This window comes from Phycisphaerae bacterium, from assembly GCA_012729815.1.
In the GTDB taxonomy this organism is placed as follows: Bacteria; Planctomycetota; Phycisphaerae; order JAAYCJ01; family JAAYCJ01; genus JAAYCJ01.
Genome location: JAAYCJ010000102.1, coordinates 16,320 through 31,672, shown reverse-complemented (window position 1 = coordinate 31,672; position 15,353 = coordinate 16,320). Strand labels below are relative to the sequence as shown.

Genomic DNA, 15,353 nt, shown 5'->3' with positions numbered 1-15,353 from the left:
GCTTACACTCTGTCATCGTCAAGGCCTTCCTGTCTGATGCGCTTATTGCTCACAAACCACTTGCCATCAGATAGTAAGGCCTGCGCCCATCGTAAAAAAGCAAAACCCGGTGAGAAATGCGGGCTATGGCGGTCCGCGCGGGCAGTGGGCCGGCGAGTTGGAGTTCACCTGGAACCGCTGGCAGTCGGATACCGTCGTTCCGTGGAACCTCTGGACGATCGTGTTCGGCCCGCTGTGGGGTCCGCCGGAACCGCACTATCTGTCGGGTTACCCCTTTGTGTCGCTGCGGCATCAACTCAAGGCCCAAACGCTGTTTTTCGACGGGCACGTCCGGCCGCACACGTTCGACGAGTTGACGGACAAGAACCTCTGGCTGGTGGACCGCCCCACCGCCGGCTGAATGAAACGTCAATTCCGCGCATAAAAAAACCGGGCCGTCCACGGATTGGACAGCCCGGCGTTTTGGTGGTCGGTTGGTTCGTCGCTATTGCGCCGCTGCTTCAGCGGTGGCCGCCTCGGCCGGCATGACGTGGACCTTGCGTCCCGCGAACTGCACGGTCCCGGTCTTGAGGGCGAACAGGGTGTCATCGCGGCCGCGGCCGACGTTCAATCCGGCCTGCACGCGGGTGCCACGCTGCCGGACGATGATGCCGCCCGCCTTGATTTCCTGGCCGCCGTAAACCTTCACGCCCAGATACTGCGGATTGCTGTCGCGTCCGTTGCGGGTCGAGCCCTGTCCCTTTTTATGTGCCATAACCTGTCTCCTGGCCGTAGCGTTACTTATCGTTTGTCTTGGAAACCATTAATGTTACTGCCCACCGTGCGCCAAGTCAATGCTTCAAATCGGTATTTTTCGCTGTTTTTTCGGGCTACGACAGCACCAGGATATCCGGGCGGGACATGGTCCGGCCGTTAGATTCGGCTTGGATGGTGGGCCAGTCGGGTCCGGCGGCGGTGAGCACGGTCGGCTGGCCGTCGGCGATAAGGAGGGTGTCCTCGCTCTTGGTGCCGGCAATCGAGGGGTTCCAGGCGAGGGCCTGGTTGGCGACCAGCGGGGTTGGGTTGCCCGGCGTGGCGAGGCCGTCGCGGGTCAGGTAGCCGGTGGGGCCGCCCTGGTGGTGCAGCCGCCATTCCCCTTCGAACCCCCCTTCCGCGTAGGCCCGCTGGGCGGTTTCGAGGACTTGGCCGAGCGTCCGGCCGGGACGCGAGGCGAGGCACATGGCGGCATCCACGTTGACCACCGCGTTGTGGCGGCGGCGACGGTCGTCGCTCACCGGTCCGAAGCTGACCAAACGGGTCAGCGAGCAGACCAGTCCGAACCGTTCCAAACAGAAGACCAGCATCGCGATCTTTTCGAGACGCCTGTCGGTCGGGATCGGGTGGCGGAACTTCTCGATCCGCTCGTCGGCGGCGATCAGCAGGACCCACGGCCGCAGCGAGCGGACGAAGGCCTCGTGTGCGGCCAGGCCGGCGATCTGCGTCTCGGTCATGCCCGGGCGGACCCGGCGGATTGTCGCCTCCATCGCCTCCGAGGCGGCGCGGCCGACGTGCCGGTAGCGTTCGACCTCTTCCGGCAGAAGCGACCATCGCAGCGTGTTGAACGAGCCGGGCAATTCGACGGCTGAACCGGGCAGCCCGGGAACCGGCATATCGTAACCGACCCGCAGGCCGCCGGCGATCTCGACGGTGCGCCGTTTGCGAAGCTCCGGTTCGTACCAGGCGAACTCAACCGCCTCGATGCCCGTGCCTTCGAGCTCCTCCTCGACCAGACGCGGCCGCTCGATGTTGCTCGAGAGGCAAAAGGCCCGGTCACGGGTGACGATGAGGGTGGCCACGCCCTGCTGGGTGGCGGCGTTGACGTGGTTGAGCTTGCCGCCGGTGAACCACGCGAAGTTCGGCCGCGACGAGAGGGCCACCGCCTCCAGATTCTGAGCCGCCATGAAGTTCACGATCCGCTGGTGCTTGGCCTTGATCTCGGCGTTCACGATGCCTCCCGCCCTACTTGCCGCAGTAGTCGATGATCCGGGCGATTTCGCTGCGCAGCTCCTTGCGGTCCACGATGCGGTCGATAAAGCCGTGTTCGAGCATGAACTCAGCGGTCTGGAAGCCCTCGGGTAACTCGGCCTTGACGGTGTTCCAGATGACGCGCGGGCCTGCGAAGCCGATCATCGTGCCCGGTTCGGCGATGATCACGTCGCCCAGAAAGGCGAAGCTGGCCGCCACGCCGGCGGTGGTCGGGTCAGTCATCACCACGATGTACAAGCCGCCCGCGTCGTCGAGCTTGGCCAGGGCGGCGGAGGTCTTGGCCATCTGGACCAGCGAGACCATGCCTTCCATCATCCGCGCGCCGCCCGAGCAGGTGACCATCACGAACGGCAGGTCTTCCTCGGCGGCCAGTTCGGCGCCGGCTGAGACCTTCTCGCCGACCACCGAGCCCATCGAGCCCATGATGAAATTCGGGTCCATCACGCCCAGCACGACCGGCCGGCCCTTGACGTAGGCCTTGCCCACAATCATGGCGTCCTTGAGGTCGGTCTTGTCCTGGACGGCTTTGAGGCGGTCCTTGTAGGGCATACGGTCGGTGAACTTCAGCGGGTCCGAGGACTCGATGTCCGCCAGAAACTCCTCGAACGTGCCTTCGTCGGCGAGTTGCTCGACGCGGACCCGCGCCGGCACGCGGTAGTGCCGGTTGCACTCGGGACAGCAGAGCAGGTTTTCCTCCAGCCGCTTGCGATAGATCATGGCCTCGCATTTTTCGCACTTGAGCATGAGGCCCTTGGGCACCTCGACCTTGCGAGGCTCGCCCGCTGTGTTTGACGTTGTCTGCTCTTTGGCCACTATTCGTTCCTTTCCAGTCATGGCTGTCGGACCGCTACTGCATCAGGTCGAGGGGCAATTCCTTCCAGCCGAAGCTTTGTTTGAGGATTTCCCAGACCCGTCCGGGCTGGCCGCCCTCCCGATGGGCGATCACGAGAGCGAAGGAGATCCGTCCGAGCACGATGCCCACCGATTTCGGGCGGTTCTTCTGCACGATCCTTTCGATGGCCCGTTCGACTCGGTCGCGGCCGGTCCCAAGGGACTCGCCGCTGGGCGGCTCGACCTGTTCCGGACGGTGCATCCAGAGCTTGAAGACCGAGGGATGCTTCTGCTGAATTTCCTCGACCCGCATGCCCTGCCAGAGGCCCAGGTTCACCTCGTCGAGTTCCTCGTCGTGCTTGGGTTTGAGTTTGAGGGCCTTGCCGATCCGCTCAGCGGTCTCGCGGGTCGGGCCCGTCGTGCCGCAGTAAAGGACGCTGATGCCCGATCCGGCCAGTTCCGAAGACCACTGCTGGGCTTGGGTTATTCCTTCCTCGTTGAGGGGCAGGTCCATGTCGCCCTGGACGCGCCGCTGGTCAGCCCAATCGGTCTTGCCGGCTGGGATCAGGATCAACCGGGTTGATTCGTCAATGTGCGGCATGGGCTTCCTCGGCCAGTCGCTTGAGTTTGAGCACCTCGCGGGCGGGATCGCCGGCGCCGAAGACCGCGCTGCCGGTGACGATGGTGTCAGCTCCGGCCCGGACGGCGCGTGGGATGGTCAGTTCGTTGATTCCGCCGTCCACCTCGATGGGCAGTTCCGGGCATCGCTGGCGGATCCACTCCATCTTGGGCAGGCACTCCTCGCGGAATTCCTGGCCGCCGAATCCCGGCTGGACCGTCATGACCAGGACCATGTCCACCAGGTCCAGCACCCGCTCGATGCTCTCGACCGGCGTGCCGGGATTGAGGGTGATGCCAGCCTGCTTGCCCGTCTTGCGGATCTGCTCGATGAGCTTTTCCGGCCGGTCGGAGATTTCGATGTGAACGGTGATGTTGTCGGCTCCGGCCTCGGCGAAGCGTTCGATGTACTTCTGCGGCTCCTCGATCATCAGATGGGCGTCGAGGAATTTATCCGTCACCTTGCGCACCGATTTGACCAGCGGCGGCCCGAACGTGATGTTGGGCACGAAATGCCCGTCCATCACGTCCAGATGGATGATCTCGGCGTACGGCTCGACCTTCGCGATGTCCTCGGCAAGGGCCGCGAAGTCGGCCGACAATATGGACGGCGCCATTCGAATCTTCGGCATGGTGGTCGTTCCTCGGTCCGGCATCCGGCCGGTCTGTTCTCAATTGGCTCCAAAACAAAAAAATTCTACTGTCTTGCCGCCGACGTTTCAAACAGGAAAAGCCGGTTCGCCGGCGGCGAGGGAGCCTGGCAAGCGGTCGATATTCTTGTTGACGTTTCCGCCAATCCCTGGAAAATGGGTAACTTTGGTTTCGGCAGGCGGTATAAGGTTCGAGAATCATGCGGACATCGCCGCTTCTGGAGACGAACATCGCAGCGAGATTGAGGGTCTAGCCCCGGATGCTGTTTCATACCTGGATATTTGGCCTCTTCTTCGCCTTTGTCTACGCGGTCTACCTGCCGCTTCGTCGGACCCGTTTCTGGGTGCATTGGCTGTTGGCCGCGTCGTACGTCTTTTACGGGTGGTGGAACCCGCTCTACCTCCTGTTGATCGTCTATTCAACCACGCTGGACTATACGGTCGGGCGGGTTCTCTCATTCACGCGGTATCGACGGATCTGGCTTCTGTTCAGCGTCGCGAACAACCTGTTCCTCCTGGGTTTCTTCAAATACGGGGGTTTCGTCGCGGAGAACCTCAATCTCCTGCTGGCGAAACTGGATATTGCGTATGCGCTTCCCAAGCCGGACTATCTGCTGCCGGTCGGCATATCGTTCTACGTGTTTCAGTCGATGAGCTATACGATCGACCGGTATCGGGGGGAAGTGCCGGTCGAGAAGAATTACGTGCGATTCGCAGCCTTCGTCTCGTTGTTTCCCCAGCTCGTCGCCGGTCCGATCGAGCGGGCCAATCACCTGCTGCCGCAACTGGCCTCTCTGCCGGTGATCAAGCCGCACTACCTTAGTGAAGGTCTGTCGCTGTTCGTGGTCGGGTTGTTCAAGAAGCTGGCGTTGGCCGACTTCCTGGCGATGTACGTCGATCCGATCTACACCGCCCCCCAGAATTTCGACACGTTGTCGCTGGTCGCGGCAACCTTCGCCTTCGCCTGGCAGATCTACTTCGACTTCAGCGGCTATACCGACATGGCGCGCGGCGTGGCGAAGACGATGGGAATCGATCTGATGCTTAATTTTAATAACCCTTACTTGGCGGACGGATTGGGGGACTTCTGGCGGCGGTGGCACATCAGCCTTTCGACGTGGTTCAAAGACTATGTCTACATCCCGCTGGGCGGCAATCGCCACGGCACATTCAGTACCTATAAGAACATGTTCCTGACCATGGTGATATCGGGAGTCTGGCACGGAGCGGCCTGGACCTTCGTTATCTGGGGAGCGCTGCACGGATTGGGTCGTTTTCTGACCCGCGAACTCGAGCGGACGACGTGGTACGAGCTTCGGGTGCCCCGTCTGGCAAAGCAGCTCGGGGTGTTCGTGTTCGTGTGCTTCACGTGGGTATTCTTCCGCGCCGCGAGCATCGATCAGGCGTTGTACATCGTGGGACGCATATTCAAGCCGGTGGTCGAGATCTTCGCCTGCCTGGGTCAGGGTCGTCCTGGCCTGATGGATGTGTTCCACCTGGGCGACCTGTACCTGGACGACGCGCTGGGTGACCCGCGTTTTCCGCTGGTGGCGCTACTATTCTGTGCAGGCATCTGGTTCTATCAGTTCCTTTTCGAGTCCAGACTACGGCCGGTGCTGGAGTCACGGGTGGTGCGAATGGCCGGCATGCTGCTGATGCTGCTATGGCTGATGTTCTTCACGACCACGGCGATCCGGCCGTTCATCTACTTCCAGTTTTAGCGGATGGAGCAGACGGGCCCGATGAAACACGTGACAATCGCCAACTCGAACGCCTTCATCCTCTCGATCTGGGAGTGGATCGTGGTGGCGATTCTGTTTTTCGGGATCACGGGCTACGTCACGTGGCGTTGGCCGCAGTGGGAGAGGCTCGAACCGGGTCCGAACCACCGGCTGAACTGCTGGGAGGAGAAGAAGAGCGACTATTGGTCCTTCCTGCGTTGGGCGCGGTTCGCCCGGGACCGCTATCCGGCCTACGTGCTGGGCGACTCGGTGGTCTGGGGCCAGGCGGCGGCCCACGATCAGACGATCTCGGCGATGCTCAACCGCCGGGCGGGCGATGAGGCCCTGTTTGCCAACATGGGCGTGGACGGGCTGCATCCGATCGCCATGTACGGGCTGCTCAAGTATTACGGGCAGGACATCCGCGACAAGCGGGTGCTTCTGGTGTACAGTTCGTTCTGGTCGGGCAGCGCGGGCGGCGACCTGAGGGGCGGATGGACGGACTTTTTCCACAAGCCGCTGGTGCCGCAGTTCGCCGGCTGGCTCACCGGCTATAACGCCCCGACTGAGGAGCGGCTCGGAGTCTGGCTTGAGCACCACCTGCCGACGATGGGTCTGACCCGGCACATCCTCTCGAACTACTTCGACAACAAGAGCGTCCAGCAGTGGATGATCGACAACCCGTACAAGAATCCGCTGGCCCGGATCGACCTGACGCCGCCGGCCCTGCTGGCGAAGGCCCAGGACACCGAGATGCCGTGGTACGAGCGCGAGGAGTTCGCGGGCAAGGGAGCACGCGGCGGCCCGAAACTGGTGAGCTCGTACGAGTCGCCGGCCTCGGTGTCGCGGCAGTGGGAATACTTCCGGAAGGTCATCGCGCTGCTCGAGGCGCAGGACAACAAGGTCTTCGTGCTGCTGCTGTACAATCCGTACGTTTTGGACCATCCGTCACGGCGGCGGCTTTCCGGGATCATGGAGGCCGAAGTCAAGCCGTGGCTCAGCGAGCACCAGGTGCCGTTCTTCGACGTGGGCTATCGAGTTCCGAGCCGGTGCTACGTCGATCAGTACAGCCACATGACGCCGCAGGGGCATGCGATTTTGACCGAGGCGCTGTTCGAGGATGAACGATTCCGCCGGTGGCTGGATCCGGTCGTGACGACCGCGCCGGCTGAGGCGCCCGCCTCCCAGGATGCTTCGGGTTCCTAACCTCCTGCCGGGTTTCGGTTTCCGCCGCAGCGGGTATTGACAGGGGCGAAATCCGCCGATAACATGAATACGATTGAACAAGGCGGGACGTTTCGCTGCGCAGGCGGCGCGGCGAGGCGAACACCTATCCGGTGACCGCCCGGGCATCGAGCAAGTGATCGAGGCCCGTACAGAAACCGTGGCCACCTATTGGAAAGGATAAAAGCCATGCGTGATGGACAAGGTACATCCACCGCCCCCCCCACTTCCGCAAGTCCGTTTGCCGAACCCGGCCGCGTCTGGAAAGGCGCCGAGATCCTGCACCAGTGCCTCCTCGAGGAAGGCGTCGGACACATGTTCGGCTACACGGGCGGAGTGGTGCTGCCGATTTTCGATCAGCTTTACCAATCGCCGATCCGGTTCATCCTGACCCGGCACGAACAGGGGGCGGCCCACGCCGCCGACGCCTACGCCCGGGTGACGGGCAAGGTCGGGGTGTGTCTGGCCACGTCGGGACCGGGCGCGACCAACCTGGTCACCGGGTTGGCCAACGCGTACATGGACAGCGTGCCGGTGGTGGCGATCACCGGGCAGGTCAAGACGCACCTGATCGGCAACGACGCCTTTCAGGAAGCGGACATGACCGGCATCACCCGTCCGATCACCAAGCACAACGTGCTGGTCCGGGACGTGGCGGATCTGGGGCGGATCATCAAGGAATGCTTCCACGTGGCGCGGACGGGCCGGCCGGGTCCGGTGCTGATCGACCTGCCGGTGGATGTCTCGACGGGCGAGTTGACCGGTCCGGTGGATACGCAGATGCGGCTTCCGGGCTATCGGCCGCGGTTTGCCGGGCACATGCGCCAGATCAAGACGGCGGCTGAGGCGATCAACGCCGCCCAGCGTCCGGTGCTGTACGTGGGCGGAGGCGTCTTGATCGCTGGGGCGGCGGAGCTGGTGCGGGAACTGGCGATCAAGGCGAACGTGCCGACGACGACCACGCTGATGGGGCTTGGGGCGTTTGATGAGTCGCACCCGCTGGCCCTGAAGATGCTGGGCATGCACGGGACGGCGTACGCCAACTACGCGGTGCAGGAGTGCGACCTGCTGATCGCGGTCGGCGCGCGGTTCGACGACCGGGTGACGGGCAAGCTCGAGACGTTCGCCCCTCACGCCCGGACGATCCACATCGACATCGATCCGGCGTCGATCTCCAAGAACATCCGGGTCGATATCCCGGTGGTCGGGGACGCGACGAACATCCTGACCGAACTGGTCAAGCTGGTCGAGCCGCGAGAGCGGACCGAGTGGCTCGAACGGATCGCCCAGTGGAAGCAGCGGTACCCGCTGCGGTACGACAAGAACAGTTCGACGATCAAGCCGCAGTACGTGATCGAGACGCTCGGGCGGTTGGCCGACGGCAAGGCGATCATCACGACCGGGGTCGGCCAGCACCAGATGTGGACGGCCCAGTTCTTCGGGTTCAGTCAGCCGCGCCAGCTCGTGACCTCGGGCGGCCTGGGCACGATGGGCTTCGGATTGCCGGCGGCGATCGGAGCCCAGATGGGACGCCCGGACAAGCTGGTGATCGATATCGACGGCGACAGCAGCTTCAGCATGACCCTGACGGAACTGGCCACGGTGGCCCAGCACAAGCTGCCGATCAAAATCGCGATCATCAAGAACACCTTCCAGGGCATGGTCCGGCAGTGGCAGGAGCTGTTCTACGGGCGGCGCTATTCGTACACGCAGATGCAGTTGCCCGATTTCATCCGAATCGCCGACGGCTTCGGCATTCCCGGCGTGCACGTGCGGGAGAAGGCCGAGGTCGAGGACGTCATCGCCAAGGCGCTTTCGACGGACGGCCCGTTCCTCATGAACTTTGAGGTCGAGCCGGAAGAGAACGTCTGGCCGATGGTGGCCTCGGGCAAGAGTCTCCACGAAATGGAACTCGGATCGCTGGCGTAAGGACGAAAGGAGGCAATCATGTCGCGTGCAACCGCCCAAATGGAGCGAAGCCAGATCATGGCCCATGAAAAGACCCACGAACGCAAATCGGTCCTCGGCGTGCTCGTCCAGAACCAACCGGGCGTGCTGGCCCACGTGGCCGGCATGTTCGCAGCGAGGGGATTCAACATCGACTCACTGGTGGTCGGACGGACGGAAGACCCGGAGATTTCGCGGATCGTCATCGTGACCAGCGGCGACGAGCCGACGCTCGAACAGATTCGCAAGCAGCTCGGCAAGATCGTCACCGTGGTCAAGATCCGCAACCTCTCGGAGCAGGACTCGGTGGAGCGCGACCTGCTGCTGATCCAGCTCCACTGCCCGCCGGAGCGGCGGACGGAACTGATCGAGCTGACCGGCGTGTTCCGCGGCACGGTGGTGGACGTCGGCCCCAAGGCCATGATGATCCAATTGACCGGGCCGGAGCGCAAGATCGAGTCGTTCATCGAGCTGTGCCGGCCCTACGGCATCCTGCAGTTGGCCCGGACGGGCGTGATCGCCATGCCGCGGGCCAGCCAGTCGGGCAAAGCCGAACCGGCGCCGCGAACCGACTGACGGCGGACGATTCAAACCAGCAACGGACGGCGGAGGAACGTGATGAGCGACCTGTTTGACCCCACGTGGCGACTGGCGGAGTTGGACGTTGCGCCGTTCGGCGAGTTCGCCCCTCCGATCACGGACGATGCGGCCAAGGCGGCGGTGTGGAAGGCCTATCACGACGGGCGGCCGACGCGGACGCCGGTGCTGCTGGCGACGAACAACCGGGTGGCCCTGCTGGACCGGCGGATCGACTCCGGCTTGGACTTCCGCCAGGTGTTCGCCTCGCCGGAGGCGATGCTGCGATCGATGCTGCTGTGGCAGTATGTCTGCCGGATGCGCTACCACTGCTTCTGCGACTGGGAGACGGCGCTGCCGGACCGCTGGTGCGTGGGCCTGCACTTCCAGAACGTTTTCGAGGCGTGGTTCTTCGGCTGTCCGGTCGATTTCCACGACGATCAGGTGCCCGACACCACGCCGATTCTGACCGACGCGAACAAGCGGTCGGTGTTCGACGTGGATATCGACCGCCCGTTCGATCGCGACCCGTTCCGCCGCGAGGCGGAGTTCCATGAGACGTTGGTTGAATTCGTGCGGGACAAGACGTTCCTGGACCGGCCGATCGATATCCAACCGCCCAGTTGCCTCGGGACCGACGGACCGCTGACGGTGGCGATGAACGTTCGCGGGCCGGATATCCTGATGGATATGGTGGAAGACCCGGCGTACGCCGACGAGCTGTTCGCGTTCCTGACCGACGCGGCGATCAAGCGGCGGCGGGCGTTTGTGGAACGCTATCAACTGACAAATCCCGGTTTCGATCTGGCCGACGACTCGATCGCCCTGATCAGCACGGCGCAATATCGCCAAATGCTCCTGCCGCACCATCGGCGGTGGTACGAAGCCATCGGCTCGCAGCCCGGCCAACGTGGCATCCACCTGTGCGGCGACGCCAGCCGGCATTTCCGGACCATCCGTGACGAGTTGGGCGTGACCACTTTCGACACCGGATTCCCGATCGACTTTGCCCGGATCCGCCGGGCACTGGGTCCGGCGGTCCAGATTCAGGGCGGCGTCGAAATCGGTCTGCTGATGGGAGGCTCGCCGCAGCAGGTCTACGACCGCAGCCGCGAGATCCTGACCAGCGGCGTGCGGGACGGCGGACGTTTCATTTTCCGCGAGGCGAACAACCTGCCGCCCAACGTGCCGTGGGTGAACCTGGCGGCGATGTACAGAGCGGCGCATGACTTCGGGCGGTTCGACTGACGGTTGTGCGCGGGCGGCTTTCGTTCTACAATGGCGGCCGTTCCCGCGAACGTTATGGAGGCCATGCACGTGACGTCAGGCAAAGGCAAATCGCAGGTGGCGGTGATCCTCGGCAGCGACAGCGATCTGGAAATGGTCGGCGGCGGACTGAAGCTGCTGGAGGAATTCGGGATCGGCTATGAGCTTCGGATTCTCTCCGCCCATCGAACGCCCAAGGAAACGGCTGCCTACGTCGAAGGGCTTACGGAGACGGGCGTGAAGGTGGTGATCGCGGCGGCGGGGCTGTCAGCCGCCCTGCCGGGCACGGTTGCCGCCCATACACTTTTACCAGTGATCGGCATTCCGGTCAGCGTGGGAACCCTCGGCGGGCTCGACGCCCTGCTGAGCATTTCGCAGATGCCGCCCGGCGTGCCGGTGGCGGCGGTGACGATCGGTTCGCCCGGGGCCCGCAACGCCGCCCTGCTGGCGGTGCGAATCCTGGCCCTGTCGGATCAGGGGTTGGCTGGGAAACTCGCCGCGTATGCCGACAAGCAGCGCGAGAGCGTTCTAGCCAAGGATCAGCAGTGCCGCAAGTAACTTATCAATTCGACTATACGGTAGTCAAATTTTGACAATGCCTCAAATAAATGACGGGTTGTCAGAATTTTGCTTGTGAATTGGTAGCATTCCGGGTATCCTGACTGGTGATGCCAGTTGGAACCCAGGACATTTCCTACAACAGCAAATCGGTGCGGCTGAGCCGTCAGATCCTCTCGGACATCGGTGCCGGCCGGTACGCTTCCGGCTCGATGCTGCCTTCCGAGACCGCGTTGGCGGGCGCATACGGCGTCTCGCGGCCGACGGTCCGCCGGGCCATCGCCATCCTGACCGGCGAAGGCCGGTTGGAGAAGCTTCCTCAGCGCGGCGTACTCGTACCGTCCCGGCCACTGTACGAAGGCCAGATCGCCCAGATCGCCTACGTGACGCCCGCCCTGGCGGGTGAGACGAATCTGTACGTCAAGGGGATCGGCGAGGCCCTGGATCCGCAGCGGCACGCGCTGGCCACGTATTCCACCTGTGCCGACCTTCGGAAGTACCAGCGGATGATCGAGCAACTCGTCCGGCTTCGCCCGGCCGGGATCATCCTGCACACGATGCCGGAGGAGATCTGCCGGATCGACGGCGCAATTCTGGCCGATGCGGGCATCCCGGTGGTGATCGTGGGTCAGCACGAGTTGCCCGGGCTGCCCTGCGACTGGGTTCGCGACTCGTGCGAGTTGCTCGCCCAGGAGGTGGCTTGGTACATCGGTGCCAAGGGCTATCGCGATCCGGTCCATTTCACCTACACTCCGGCGCGGATCAACCGGCCGGCGATCGAGACGTTCCGGCGGGAGCTTTCGCCGCTGGGCGTCGAGCTTCCCGACGAGCGGATTTTCATCTTTGACGCTCCGAGCGGCTACCGGTCACCGCCCGATCCGTTCATTGACGCGCAGCGGAAGATGGCGGAAATGCTGCGAGCGGGCTTCCGGTGCGAGGTGTTGATCTGCGGGCATGACTATCCGGCGGTCGGGGCGCTGCGGGCAATCCTGGCGGCGGGGATCAAGGTGCCGCAGGAGATGAAGGTGATTTCGCTGATGGGTTCGGCGGTCGACGCGGTCTCGCCCATGAAGCTGGCCACGATGGACGTCCACCGCGACCTTCAGGGCCGGCGGGCGGCGGAGCTGCTGCTCCGCCGGATCGACGGGTACGCCGGACCGATCGAGGTGCACCACATAGCGGCTGATCTAGTCGAAGGGGAAACGATGTAGGAATTGCTGATTTCTGATTGTTGATTGCTGATTTGGGGAGAAGGCGGATTAGGAGACTCCACGTCATGTCTTCCGCATATTCGAAATCCGAAATTCGAAATCCGAGATCATTTACGCTGATCGAACTGCTGGTGGTGGTGGCGATCATCGCGGTGCTGGTGGCGATCCTGCTGCCGGCTTTGGCCAAGGCGCGGGATAGTGCGCGGGTGGTCGAGTGCGCCGCGAATCTGCGGAGTCTGGGACAGGGGATTCACGTTTACGCCGGGGATTACAGCGGGTTTGCCCCGATCAACCACAACTTCGCGGGGAATTTCCAGCACGTGGCGTGGTCTGGCGGGTGGTGGAATTTCGGTATGCTGTTCGGCCTGCGCATGATCGAGACGCCCAAGGTGTTTTACTGCCCGAGTTTCGGCGGCACGCACGACAGCGATACGCCGGCCTACGAGGCGATGAAGGACTACTGGCGACCGTCGCCGGGCACAAGCATCATTCGGATTCCGTACGTCTACCTGGTGCCGCACATCTTCGGCGGCGAGCAGGATCCTTACGGCGGCGGGAACTTTGCCTATGCGGTTCCCGGCGCGGTTCGGATCGGCAACGAGTCAGATTGGATGGAGCCGCACGGCAAGTTCTGGACCGCCCAGGCTGACAACCTGTGCGGGTACGCGGTCGGCAGCGACCTGTTGTACTCGATGTCCGACTGGACCCACGCCCAGCGCGAGGGCTTCAACGTGCTGTTCGGCGAAGGCGCGGTGCGTTTTTCGCGGAGCCCTCTGGCCGACAGTCCGTTTTGCTGGCCGGGCTGGTGGTCCGGCGGGACCATGAACTTGCATTGGCTATTCCGGGATTTTTCCCGGTGGAATAACTGACCTTTCCGGCGAGGCTCCCAAACCATGACGATGCGCGGAACAACGACGGTACTGGTATGTCTGTTTGCCCTGGTTTTTGCGGGCGACATCCTGGCGGCGAATGTTCGCGATTTCGGCGCGATCGGCGACGGCCAAGCCAATGACACCGAGGCATTCAGGAAGGCGATGGCCTCCGGCGAGAAGGACATTTTCGTGCCTCCTGGAACCTACCTGCTCGGTTCTGAGACGCTGGATGTGCCCGAGGGCGTCTTCCTGCACGGTCTGGGTCGAAACTCGACGATCAAGCTGGCTGAGGAGACAGCCAAGATCTTTGACCTTGGCCCGCGGGTGCGTTTGAGTCGGCTGCACTTCGACTGCGCGGGATCGCCGCAGGGCGGTTCGAATGACGGGATCATCCGGCTGGGCGGCGAGTCGCATTTCGTGGCCATCGAGGACGTCAGTTTCGCCGACTGCAAGCGGGTCTGCATCGTGACCGACCACGCCAATGATCTGGTGATCCGGAGCTGCGACTTCCGCAACGTCGGCTGGGCGGTCAGCCTCACGTTCTCGAAGCGGGCCAAGGTGCTGGACAACACGGTGGTCAAGGCCAGCGGCCACGGGTTGCAGTTCTGGGGCAACTGGAAATGGGAGATGGCGGGCTGCGAGGATCTGATCTTTGCCAATAATTACCTCAAGGACGCCGGCGGCGGTCCGATCTGGGGAACCGGGGCCTATCGCGTGGTCATGGTGGGCAATATCGTGGACGGGGCGAGCGACGTCGGGCTCGACCTGGAGTGGTGCTTCGACAGCACGATCGCGGGCAACACGGTCCGCAACTGCCAGAACGCCGGGATATCGCTGTTCTATTCCTGCCGCAACGTCGCCGTCAGCGGCAACACGGTAATTATCACCGAAGGCAAGTCGGGCATGCGGGGGGGGATCTGGCTGACGGGGGTCAACCAGACCGAGTTTCCGGGCGATACCGGCCACCAGAACGTCGCCATCACCGGCAACGTGGTAGTCGGCGAGGGCAAGCCCAAGCACGGCATCAGCATCGGCAGCGGCACGAACGTCGTCTGCGCCGCCAACGTCCTTCAAAACGCCGACCTGTTTGATCGGACCGGCAAGGTGAAAGTGATGGGCGAAGGTTCGGTCGCGTCGGCGGCGCCGGAGACGCTGGCCGATCGGATGACGGTGGTGCCGCTGAGCCAGGAGTGGAGGTTCCAGATCGACCCGAACGACATCGGCGTCGAAGCGAAGTGGTTCGCGGTTGAACACGAGACCGCCGGCTGGGCAACGATCCGCAGCGACATGGACAAGGACGTCGGCTGGGAAGGCCAGGGATTCGGGGGTGAGGACGGCAAGGGGTACACCGGCTACGCCTGGTATCGGGCGGAGTTGCCGCAACTGCCCGAGAAGACCCGCACGTTTGCCTATCTTGTCTTCGACATGGTAGATGAGGAAGCCTGGGTCTATCTGAACAGCGTACAGATCGGCGAGCACAGCGTACAATCCGAAGGCCGCGACATCATGGCGATCTGGTCGGAACCGTTTGCGGTAGACCTCTCGGGCAAGCTTAAGACCGATGACCGAAATCTGCTGGCCGTGCGAGTGAACAACACCGCGCTGAACGGCGGCATCCGGCGTCCGGCGTACCTGGTGATGAGCGATCGGCCCGCCGCCCTCGGCGAGTTGCTGCAGGCGATCCAGGTGCTCGGTCCGAAGAAGGATGCCAGGTAGAGTGCAGCCGACTGGAAAATGCGGCTGCGTTTCTCCGATCAGAAGCACAGACGCCGCGACCTGCCCTTCCTGAATGACTACGGATGGTCAGATTGACGTTGTATTGGGCGGGTACGGGGGTATAATCCCCGTTAGGCG

General features: G+C 63.2%; 15 protein-coding genes. 10 read left to right on the top strand and 5 right to left on the bottom strand.

The genetic code is table 11. The features are described 5' to 3' along the window. Positions 1-109: 109 nt before the first annotated feature. Positions 110-400 (top strand): hypothetical protein, encoded by a 291-nt coding sequence (locus tag GXY33_07650; GenBank protein ID NLX05002.1) that lies wholly within the window; start codon positions 110-112, stop codon positions 398-400. 84 nt (positions 401-484) lie between these two features. On the opposite strand, the gene rpmA is transcribed toward GXY33_07650, so the two are convergent. The 5 genes from rpmA to rpe form a co-directional block, all read right to left on the bottom strand. Continuing rightward, positions 485-754 (bottom strand): 50S ribosomal protein L27, encoded by a 270-nt coding sequence (rpmA, locus tag GXY33_07645; GenBank protein ID NLX05001.1) that lies wholly within the window; start codon positions 752-754, stop codon positions 485-487. A gap of 115 nt (positions 755-869) precedes the next feature. Beyond that, a complete protein-coding gene (locus GXY33_07640) occupies positions 870-1,985 on the bottom strand; it encodes a M24 family metallopeptidase (protein ID NLX05000.1) in 1,116 nt (371 codons plus the stop codon). A gap of 13 nt (positions 1,986-1,998) precedes the next feature. Next, positions 1,999-2,859 (bottom strand): acetyl-CoA carboxylase carboxyltransferase subunit beta, encoded by an 861-nt coding sequence (locus GXY33_07635; GenBank protein NLX04999.1) that lies wholly within the window; start codon positions 2,857-2,859, stop codon positions 1,999-2,001. Between the two features lie 13 nt (positions 2,860-2,872). After that, positions 2,873-3,457: a histidine phosphatase family protein gene (locus GXY33_07630; GenBank protein ID NLX04998.1), complete on the bottom strand. Its 585-nt coding sequence runs from the start codon at positions 3,455-3,457 to the stop codon at positions 2,873-2,875. After that, on the bottom strand, positions 3,444-4,106 hold the full coding sequence (rpe, locus tag GXY33_07625) for a ribulose-phosphate 3-epimerase (protein NLX04997.1): 663 nt from the start codon (positions 4,104-4,106) through the stop codon (positions 3,444-3,446). Before rpe ends, GXY33_07630 begins: the two co-directional genes overlap by 14 nt. A gap of 278 nt (positions 4,107-4,384) precedes the next feature. On the opposite strand from rpe, the gene GXY33_07620 reads away from it, so the two are divergent. The 9 genes from GXY33_07620 (at position 4,385) to GXY33_07580 (ending at position 15,215) form a co-directional block, all read left to right on the top strand. Beyond that, complete coding sequence (locus tag GXY33_07620; protein NLX04996.1) at positions 4,385-5,845, top strand: MBOAT family protein; 1,461 nt, start codon at positions 4,385-4,387, stop codon at positions 5,843-5,845. A 21-nt stretch (positions 5,846-5,866) separates the two neighbouring features. Continuing rightward, a complete protein-coding gene (locus GXY33_07615) occupies positions 5,867-7,051 on the top strand; it encodes a hypothetical protein (GenBank protein ID NLX04995.1) in 1,185 nt (394 codons plus the stop codon). 207 nt (positions 7,052-7,258) lie between these two features. Further along, entirely contained in the window at positions 7,259-8,998 is a 1,740-nt protein-coding gene (ilvB, locus tag GXY33_07610) for a biosynthetic-type acetolactate synthase large subunit (GenBank protein ID NLX04994.1), read from the top strand. Between the two features lie 57 nt (positions 8,999-9,055). Further along, positions 9,056-9,592, top strand: coding sequence for an acetolactate synthase small subunit (gene ilvN / locus GXY33_07605; protein NLX04993.1), 537 nt, complete (start codon positions 9,056-9,058; stop codon positions 9,590-9,592). 42 nt (positions 9,593-9,634) lie between these two features. After that, entirely contained in the window at positions 9,635-10,840 is a 1,206-nt protein-coding gene (locus GXY33_07600) for a hypothetical protein (protein ID NLX04992.1), read from the top strand. 63 nt (positions 10,841-10,903) lie between these two features. After that, positions 10,904-11,416: a 5-(carboxyamino)imidazole ribonucleotide mutase gene (gene purE / locus GXY33_07595; GenBank protein NLX04991.1), complete on the top strand. Its 513-nt coding sequence runs from the start codon at positions 10,904-10,906 to the stop codon at positions 11,414-11,416. Between the two features lie 110 nt (positions 11,417-11,526). After that, the gene (locus GXY33_07590) at positions 11,527-12,627 is read left to right on the top strand and encodes a substrate-binding domain-containing protein (GenBank protein ID NLX04990.1); all 1,101 of its coding nucleotides are present in this window, start codon (positions 11,527-11,529) and stop codon (positions 12,625-12,627) included. Between the two features lie 65 nt (positions 12,628-12,692). Further along, entirely contained in the window at positions 12,693-13,496 is an 804-nt protein-coding gene (locus GXY33_07585; GenBank protein NLX04989.1) for a prepilin-type N-terminal cleavage/methylation domain-containing protein, read from the top strand. A 24-nt stretch (positions 13,497-13,520) separates the two neighbouring features. Next, complete coding sequence (locus GXY33_07580) at positions 13,521-15,215, top strand: hypothetical protein (protein NLX04988.1); 1,695 nt, start codon at positions 13,521-13,523, stop codon at positions 15,213-15,215. Positions 15,216-15,353 lie beyond the last annotated feature (138 nt).

Bases quoted from the DNA above. Each gene is read 5' to 3' on its own strand.
- GXY33_07615 (NLX04995.1), top strand. From the start codon at position 5,867: ATGAAACACGTGACAATCGCCAACTCGAACGCCTTCATCCTCTCGATC.
- GXY33_07585 (NLX04989.1), top strand. From the start codon at position 12,693: ATGTCTTCCGCATATTCGAAATCCGAAATTCGAAATCCGAGATCATTT.
- ilvN (NLX04993.1), top strand. From the start codon at position 9,056: ATGGCCCATGAAAAGACCCACGAACGCAAATCGGTCCTCGGCGTGCTC.
- rpmA (NLX05001.1), bottom strand. From the start codon at position 754: ATGGCACATAAAAAGGGACAGGGCTCGACCCGCAACGGACGCGACAGC.
- GXY33_07630 (NLX04998.1), bottom strand. From the start codon at position 3,457: ATGCCGCACATTGACGAATCAACCCGGTTGATCCTGATCCCAGCCGGC.
- GXY33_07635 (NLX04999.1), bottom strand. From the start codon at position 2,859: ATGACTGGAAAGGAACGAATAGTGGCCAAAGAGCAGACAACGTCAAAC.
- GXY33_07620 (NLX04996.1), top strand. From the start codon at position 4,385: ATGCTGTTTCATACCTGGATATTTGGCCTCTTCTTCGCCTTTGTCTAC.
- GXY33_07580 (NLX04988.1), top strand. From the start codon at position 13,521: ATGACGATGCGCGGAACAACGACGGTACTGGTATGTCTGTTTGCCCTG.
- GXY33_07590 (NLX04990.1), top strand. From the start codon at position 11,527: ATGCCAGTTGGAACCCAGGACATTTCCTACAACAGCAAATCGGTGCGG.
- GXY33_07600 (NLX04992.1), top strand. From the start codon at position 9,635: ATGAGCGACCTGTTTGACCCCACGTGGCGACTGGCGGAGTTGGACGTT.
- ilvB (NLX04994.1), top strand. From the start codon at position 7,259: ATGCGTGATGGACAAGGTACATCCACCGCCCCCCCCACTTCCGCAAGT.
- purE (NLX04991.1), top strand. From the start codon at position 10,904: ATGCACGTGACGTCAGGCAAAGGCAAATCGCAGGTGGCGGTGATCCTC.
- rpe (NLX04997.1), bottom strand. From the start codon at position 4,106: ATGCCGAAGATTCGAATGGCGCCGTCCATATTGTCGGCCGACTTCGCG.